The organism is Catenibacterium sp. AM22-6LB, from assembly GCF_003435615.1.
In the GTDB taxonomy this organism is placed as follows: Bacteria; Bacillota_I; Bacilli_A; order Erysipelotrichales; family Coprobacillaceae; genus Catenibacterium; species Catenibacterium mitsuoka_A.
The window spans coordinates 1-8,074 of record NZ_QTUM01000078.1 but is presented as its reverse complement, the minus strand read 5'-3'; the positions used below and the strand labels follow the sequence as shown (position 1 = coordinate 8,074).

5 protein-coding genes are annotated in these 8,074 nt (G+C 35.3%); all 5 read left to right on the top strand.

All coding sequences use genetic code 11. The features are described from left to right. Window positions 1–278 precede the first annotated feature (278 nt). The gene (locus DW269_RS11675) at window positions 279–1,346 is read left to right on the top strand and encodes a carbamoyl phosphate synthase small subunit (RefSeq protein WP_006504821.1); all 1,068 of its coding nucleotides are present in this window, start codon (window positions 279–281) and stop codon (window positions 1,344–1,346) included. A 1-nt stretch (window position 1,347) separates the two neighbouring features. Then, the gene (gene carB / locus DW269_RS11670) at window positions 1,348–4,545 is read left to right on the top strand and encodes a carbamoyl-phosphate synthase large subunit (RefSeq protein WP_117460104.1); all 3,198 of its coding nucleotides are present in this window, start codon (window positions 1,348–1,350) and stop codon (window positions 4,543–4,545) included. Between the two features lie 96 nt (window positions 4,546–4,641). Further along, window positions 4,642–5,184 (top strand): LemA family protein, encoded by a 543-nt coding sequence (locus DW269_RS11665; protein ID WP_199410107.1) that lies wholly within the window; start codon window positions 4,642–4,644, stop codon window positions 5,182–5,184. Continuing rightward, window positions 5,184–6,869, top strand: a complete 1,686-nt coding sequence (locus DW269_RS11660; protein ID WP_117460100.1) for a DUF2207 domain-containing protein — start codon at window positions 5,184–5,186, stop codon at window positions 6,867–6,869. The genes DW269_RS11665 and DW269_RS11660 overlap by 1 nt, the downstream gene beginning before the upstream one ends. A gap of 70 nt (window positions 6,870–6,939) precedes the next feature. Further along, window positions 6,940–7,944 (top strand): ComEC/Rec2 family competence protein, encoded by a 1,005-nt coding sequence (locus DW269_RS11655; RefSeq protein ID WP_117460098.1) that lies wholly within the window; start codon window positions 6,940–6,942, stop codon window positions 7,942–7,944. Window positions 7,945–8,074: the final 130 nt, after the last annotated feature.

Below are 8,074 nucleotides of genomic sequence, written 5' to 3'. Positions count from 1 at the left end.
GCATGCCCCTTTATCCCAATTCCTTAATTCCAGTTTCATTTTACAATTGAGGTAAAATAAAAAAATTTTTGAGTATTCATTTTTTGCTTGCTTACAATCTTAATATCGTTTATACTACAACAGAAGGAGTGAGAATATGAACGCAAACACAATTATGACAACTTCAGTTTTCGCAAACGTGTTTCCTAAGGGTTCTTATTTTCATTTTTTAGATTTCTTATTTTAAGGACATATCATCTATTGGTGATATGTCTTTTTCATAATTGAGGAGGTTGACTATGAAAGCTTATTTAATTTTAGAAGACGGACATGTGTTTGAAGGGGAAAGCTTTGGATATGAAAAAGAAGTCATAAGCGAATTTGTCTTCAATACTTCAATGACTGGTTATGTAGAAGTGTTGACAGACCCATCTTATGCAGGTCAGAGTGTTGTAATGACTTACCCACTTATTGGTAACTATGGTGTATGTTTAGAAGATCAGGAATCTGAACACCCATATGTTGAAGGATTTGTAGTAAACGAATTATCACGTTTAGGATCTAACTTTAGAAAGAATGAAGATTTAAATGATTATTTAGTACGTAATCATATCCCAGGTATCCAGGGAATTGACACACGTGCACTTACTAAGTTACTTCGTAATGATGGTTGTATGAATGGTATGATCACTACTCATAAGTATGAAGTAAGCGAAGTCATCGACAAGATTAAAGCATTCAAGGTACAGGGTGTTGTAAAAGCATGTACATGTAAAGAAAAACATACTGTAGGTACAGGCAGAATGAAAGTTGCTTTATATGACTTTGGTGCTAAGCGCAATATTGCGAATGAATTAGCAAAGAGAAACTGTGAAGTAACAGTATTCCCAGCTACTACACCTGCTTCTGAAGTATTAGAAGGTAACTTTGATGGTATTATGTTAAGTAACGGTCCTGGTGACCCAGCTGAAGTAACTGATATTATCGCAGAAGTGAAGAAATTATCAGAAAGCGGTATGCCAATTTTCGCAATTTGTCTTGGACATCAGTTAATGGCGCTTGCTCATGGCTTCAAGACAGAAAAATTAAAATATGGACATCATGGTGCAAACCATCCAGTTAAGGATTTAGACACTAACCGTGTTTACATCTCTACACAGAACCATAACTATGTTATCAAGGATGATTCAATTGATCCTGCAGTGGCTAAGGCTTGGTTTAGAAATGTAAATGATGGCACTATTGAAGGTGTTGAATATTTAAACAAGAATATCAAAACTGTTCAGTTCCACCCAGAAGCAAATGCTGGACCTAGAGATACTGAATATTTATTTGATGAGTTTATTAAGATGATGGAGGGAAAGTAGAATGCCTAAGAATAAAGATATAAAAAAGGTTCTTGTTATTGGATCAGGACCAATTATTATTGGACAGGCAGCTGAATTCGACTATGCAGGTACTCAGGCTTGTCGTGCATTAAAAGAAGAAGGAATTGAAGTCGTTCTTATTAACTCTAACCCTGCAACAATCATGACTGATAAGGATATTGCAGATCATGTTTATATTGAACCTTTAACAGTTCCTGTTGTTAAAAACTTAATCTTAAAAGAAAAACCAGATTCAATCTTACCAACTCTTGGTGGTCAGAATGCCTTAAATATTGCTATGGCACTTGATGATGAAGGTTTCTTAGAAGCACATAACGTACGTACTATCGGTACTAATACAACTACAATCAAGCTTGCAGAAGACCGTCTTGAATTTAAGGAATTAATGGAAAGAATCCACGAACCAGTGGCTGCTTCAACAGTTGTTAACCATGTAGATGATGCATTAGAATTTGCTGAAAAGATTGGTTACCCAGTAGTAGTAAGACCAGCATATACACTTGGTGGTACTGGTGGAGGTATTGCTGAAACTCCTGAAGAATTACATGATATCTGTACTAATGGTTTAAGATTATCACGTGTATCTCAGTGCTTAATTGAAAGATGTATTGCCGGTTGGAAGGAAATCGAATACGAAGTAATGAGAGATGGCAATGGTAACTGTATTACAGTATGTAATATGGAAAACGTTGACCCAGTAGGTGTTCATACTGGTGACTCTATCGTAGTAGCTCCTTCTCAGACTTTAGGTGATAAAGAATATCAGATGTTAAGAAGCTCTGCTTTAAACATCATCACTGCATTAAATATCAAGGGTGGATGTAACGTACAGTTCGCATTAAACCCAAATTCTTTTGAATATTGTGTTATCGAAGTTAACCCACGTGTCAGTCGTTCTTCAGCTTTAGCTTCTAAAGCAACTGGTTACCCTATTGCGAAGTTAGCTGCTAAGATTGCATTAGGTTACTCACTTGATGAAATCGTGAACGCTGTAACAGGTAAGACATATGCTTCTTATGAACCAACATTAGACTATATCGTATGTAAGATTCCTAAATGGCCATTCGATAAGTTCTATGGTGCATCAAGAAAACTTGGTACACAGATGAAGGCAACTGGTGAAGTTATGGCAATCTGTAATAACTTCGAAGGTGCTTTAATGAAGGCATTACGTTCACTTGAACAGAATGTATTCTATTTATCAATTCCTGAAATGGAAGGTAAAGACACAGAATACTTAAGAACTAAATTAAAAGATGTAGATGACCAGAGAATCTTCGCAGTAGCTGAAGCATTAAGACAGGGCATCACTGAAGAAGAAATCCATAATATCACTAAGATTGATTCATGGTTTATTGATAAGATCAAACATCTTGTAGAAATCGAAAATAAATTAAAGACAGAAGAATTAACTCCAGAATTATTAAAGGCTGCTAAGAGAGTTGAATTCCCAGATAGAGTTATTGCAGACTTAACTGGTAAAGATAAGAATGAAATTCATGATTATCGTTTAGAAAACAATATCACTGCTGCATTCAAGACAGTTGATACTTGTGCTGCAGAATTTGATGCTGAAACTCCATATTTCTATTCAGTATATGGTGGAGAACATGAAATTAAACCAGATAACACTCGTAAGAAGGTTATGGTATTAGGTTCAGGACCAATCCGTATCGGACAGGGTATCGAATTCGACTACTGTTCAGTACATTGTGTATGGGCATTAAGAGCTGCTGGCTATGAAACAATCATCGTCAACAACAACCCAGAAACAGTTTCTACTGACTTCGATATCGCTGATAGATTATACTTCGAACCACTTACTCAGGAAGATGTTCAGAGCATTGTTGAACTTGAAAAACCAGATGGCGCAATCGTTCAGTTTGGTGGTCAGACAGCAATCAAGTTAACTCAGGACTTAATGGATATGGGAGTTCCTATCCTTGGTACTTCAGCTGATAGCGTAGATGCTGCAGAAGACAGAGAACGTTTTGATGAAGTGTTAGAAAAATGTAAAATCGATCGTCCTAGAGGGGCAACAGTATTTACTGTAGATGAAGCATTAGAAGTTGCAAATAAATTAGGTTACCCAGTACTTGTACGTCCATCATATGTATTAGGTGGTGCAGGTATGGAAATCGCCTTAAATGATGGTGATATCAAGAAGTTCATGAAGATCATCAACCGTCAGTTCCAGGAACATCCAATTCTTATCGATAAGTACTTATCAGGTAAGGAAGTAGAAGTAGATGCTGTATGTGATGAAAACGGCGTACTTATTCCTGGTGTTATGGAACACGTTGAAAGAGCTGGTGTTCACTCTGGTGATAGTATCTCAGTATATCCACCACAGAAGATCAAGCCTGAAATCAAGGCGGTTATCTGTGACTACACTCAGCGCTTAGCAAAAGCATTACACGTTATTGGATTAATCAACATCCAGTTCATCGTATATGAAGATGAAGTTTATGTAATCGAAGTAAACCCAAGATCTTCTCGTACAATTCCATATATCTCAAAGGTAACAGATATTCCAGTAGTAGATGTTGCAACTAAGGTTATCATGGGTCATTCAATCAAAGATCAGGGTTATGAATATGGCTTACAGCCAGAAAAAGAAACTGTTGCAGTTAAGATGCCAGTCTTCTCATTTGAAAAGATCAAGGGTGCTGAAATTTCACTTGGCCCAGAAATGAAATCTACAGGTGAAGTATTAGGTATCGCAAAGACATTTGATGAAGCAATCTATAAGGCATTCATTGGAACAGGTATCAACTTACCAAAGAAGAAGAATATCATCTGTACAATCAAGGACAGCTCTAAAGAAGAATTCTTACCAATCGCTAAGCAGTTCTATATGTTTGGATATGACCTTTATTCAACAGAAGGTACTTATAACTTCTTAAAGGAACATGATGTACCAGTTCATAGAGTTAACAGAATTGCGGAAAAGTCTAACACAATCTTTGACTTAATGTTAACTGATACTGTTGACTTAGTTATCGATATTCCTACAAGAAACGATAACTTAAAGGACGGTTTCTTAATCAGAAGATTTGCAGTTGAAGCAGGTATCCCTATCTATACATCATTAGATACAGCACAGGCATTAATCAACTGTCTAGAAAAGAGACATCAGGGTCCAACTTCATTAGTTGATATTACAAAATTAAAGTAAACACTTTAAGGCTATGATTTTGCATCATAGCCTTTTTTTCTATGTTTCATATGTTTTTGTTGATATAATTATGCATATACAAAGGAGGACGTAATTATGATTATTGCGGTAGTGGTGATTGTATTAATTGTTTTATATGCAATCGCAACATACAATGGACTTGTTAAGTCTAAAAATAAGTGCCTTGCTGCATGGGCACAGATTGATGTTCAATTAAAAAGACGTGCAGATATGATTCCTAATATTGTAGAAACTGTAAAAGGTTATGCAAAGCATGAAAAGGAAACAGTTGAAGGAGCTATTCGCGCAAGAAACAGTTATGTAACTGCTTCTACACCAGAAGAACAGCTTAAGAATGCTGGTGAATTAGAAAGATCATTAAGTCGTTTAATGATGCTTCAGGAAAGTTATCCTGATTTAAAGGCTAATACAAACTTCATGTCTTTACAGAATGATTTAAAGGAAACTGAAGATAAGATCAGTTATGCAAGACAGTTCTATAATGATGATGTTAAACAGTATGTGAATAAGTTAGAAATGTTCCCTTCTAATATCATTGCTTCAATGTTCCACTTTGAAAAGATGAACTTCTTTGAAGTGGATGAAGCATCTAAAGAAGTACCAAAGGTACAATTCTAATGAAACGCTTATTATCATTTCTTACAGTATTGTTGCTGTTAATGCCAACGGCAGTTGATGCATCAAGCACAAAAGTAAACAATATTGGCATTACCTGCCAAATTGATCAAAATGGTACAGCAACATTTGTAGAGAAATGGGATATGGATGTATCGGAAGGGACAGAAGGATACAAAATATTCAATGGTATGAATGATCAGCCGTTGACACTTATTGGTGTCACTGATGATCGTGGGGTAACATACAAAAATATCGGTACATGGGATTCTGATGTTTCTAGAGAATCTAAGATTAATAAATGTGGTCTGATTAAAGATGGTGGTCACTATGAGTTGTGCTTTGGTTTAGGTGATTATGGGACACGTTCTTATACAATGGTTTACCAGATTGAGCATTTTGTGAATCAGTATAAGGACCAGCAGGGTATTAACTATGCTTTTATTAGTGATATGTCATTAGATGTTGCAGATGTCACAATTCATGTGACAGGTATGACACCCTATAGTAAAGAGAATGCAAAAATCTGGGCATTTGGTTATTCAGGTAGTGTGCATTTTGATAATGGTGGTGTTACTTTAAAAACAGACTCTTTAGGCAGTAATAAGATGCAGTTATTAATGGGTCTTGAAAGTAATTCTTATACATCACCTAATAAACGTCATGCAAGTGAAAAGTTTGAAGATGTTGTGAAGGATGCAAAAGAAGGATCTAGTTATTCTGGTGGCATGTCAAAAGCAGCGAAGATTATGATCTTTATCTTCATCATCTTTGTGATTGTAATGGTTGTCGTTATTATAGCTGCTGCTATTGTATTCTCGGATTCAGGTGTTGTATTTGAGAATGGACGTACAATTAAAGGTAAAGAAGTAACTCCATTTAGAGAAATTCCATGTAATAAAGATATATTCTTGTTCTATTATCTAGCTAAAAAACTGGATATTATAGGTGTTGGTGAGAGTCGTGAAAACCTTGTATCTGGATTTATCTTGAAATGGGTACGTGATGGTATAATCACAATTAGAGAAAAGGAAAGCGGCGCAATCGTCAAGAAAAAGAATTATGATATGTATCTTGATGTAGATGCAAAGTTTGAGAACAAGCAGGAAACAGCACTTTATAAGATGTTTATTCATGCGTCTAAAGATGGTGTTCTTCAAACAAAAGCATTTCAGAAATGGTGCAGCAAACATTATAAGAAGATAGATGATTGGTTCACTAAAGTGGATAATGTCACAGAAGATTCTATGAATAAGAATGGTTATGCGAAAACTAAAACTATTTATAAACGCTTATTATTCTGGAATATTCCACATGATCGTACAGTATGGACAGATAAAGCGTATGATCAATGTCTTTATGTATGGGGATTTAATAACTTCCTTGAGGATGAAGACAATATGAAAGAAAAAGCTGCCATTGAAGTTAAACTTTGGGATGAATATCTCATCTTTGCAGCAGTACTTGGTATTGCGGATCGTGTAGAAAAACAATTGAAGGTTGCGATTCCTCGTTATGAAGAAACATCAACTTACAATAATTTTCCAATTTACTACTATACACATACATTTGCACATAATAGTATGAGTGCAGCTTCTTCAGCTGCAAGTGCAGGACAAGGTGGTTCATCATCATTTAGTGGTGGTGGAGGCGGCTTCTCCGGTGGTGGAGGCGGCGGTGTCCGTTAAAGGCAGGATTTCCTGTCTTTTTTCTTGTAGAAGAAAAATAGTTGTCTATAATGAGTGACAGGAGGAATTTATGAAGAAGTTATTTAGTATATTCTTATCAATGGTACTTATCACGGGTTGTAGTACAACTTCTACACCGAAGAAAGAAGTATCAAACAATATCAAATCTCAAGTCACTTATATTAATGTAGGGCAGGGAGATTCAACACTTATTCAAAATAATAACCAAACAGTTCTTATTGATGCTGGACATGGTGATGGATACGAAAATGCCAGCTTGAATTATTTAAAGGAACACTATATCAATACACTTGATGCATTAATCTTAACGCATTGTGATGCGGATCATATAAATGATGCAAAGAATATTATTTATCAGTTAAATGTAAAAAAGATATATATGTCTAGTAGAACCTCTTCTTCTTATACATATATGAAACTATTAAATGCGATTAAAGAGAAGAAAAAGAAAATTACTGTGCCTAAGGTAGGAGATATCTTTCAGGTAGGTGCAGGCTCTATTGAATTTATTGGTGTAGGTGAAGGGGCACAAAACAATAATGACTCATCTTTATGTATGAGATATGATGATGGTTATCATCGTTTTGTCTTTACTGGTGATGCTGCAGAATCAATGGAAAAGAAACTAAACAATGTACAATGTGATGTATTCCAAGCAGGTCATCATGGTTCAGCTTATTCAAACAGCGATAATCTATTATCTAGAATGAAGGCAAGTTATGTCGTAGTGTCTTGTGGTAAAGACAATATGTATGGTCATCCTCATAAGGAAACATTACAGAGATTCTCTAGATATAATATGCAGGTTTATCGTACGGATGAATTGGGTACAATCCGTTGTGTTTCTAAGAAGAATAAATTGACCTTTAATGGTAAAGAAGAAATCACGACTACTCAAACAACACAATATATAGGATCTAGAAATACTAAGAAGTATCATACTGAAGATTGTCAGTATGTAAAAACGATTAGTGATAAGAATAAAGTTTACTTCAGTTCTTCACAGGAAGCACAAAATGAAGGCTATATTCCTTGTAAAGCATGCAACCCATAATGCATGCTTTTTATAATATTCAGGCACAAAAACAGGATATAAAATAAGAAAAATAATTTTTTTGAATTTTCTTCAAAAAACACTTTACAAACGAGCAGATATTGGGTATTATAGACAGGCAGTCCGGGAG

Excerpts from the sequence above, each read along its gene's own strand:
- DW269_RS11675 (WP_006504821.1), top strand. The coding sequence starts at position 279 with ATGAAAGCTTATTTAATTTTAGAAGACGGACATGTGTTTGAAGGGGAA.
- carB (WP_117460104.1), top strand. The coding sequence starts at position 1,348 with ATGCCTAAGAATAAAGATATAAAAAAGGTTCTTGTTATTGGATCAGGA.
- DW269_RS11665 (WP_199410107.1), top strand. The coding sequence starts at position 4,642 with ATGATTATTGCGGTAGTGGTGATTGTATTAATTGTTTTATATGCAATC.
- DW269_RS11660 (WP_117460100.1), top strand. The coding sequence starts at position 5,184 with ATGAAACGCTTATTATCATTTCTTACAGTATTGTTGCTGTTAATGCCA.
- DW269_RS11655 (WP_117460098.1), top strand. The coding sequence starts at position 6,940 with ATGAAGAAGTTATTTAGTATATTCTTATCAATGGTACTTATCACGGGT.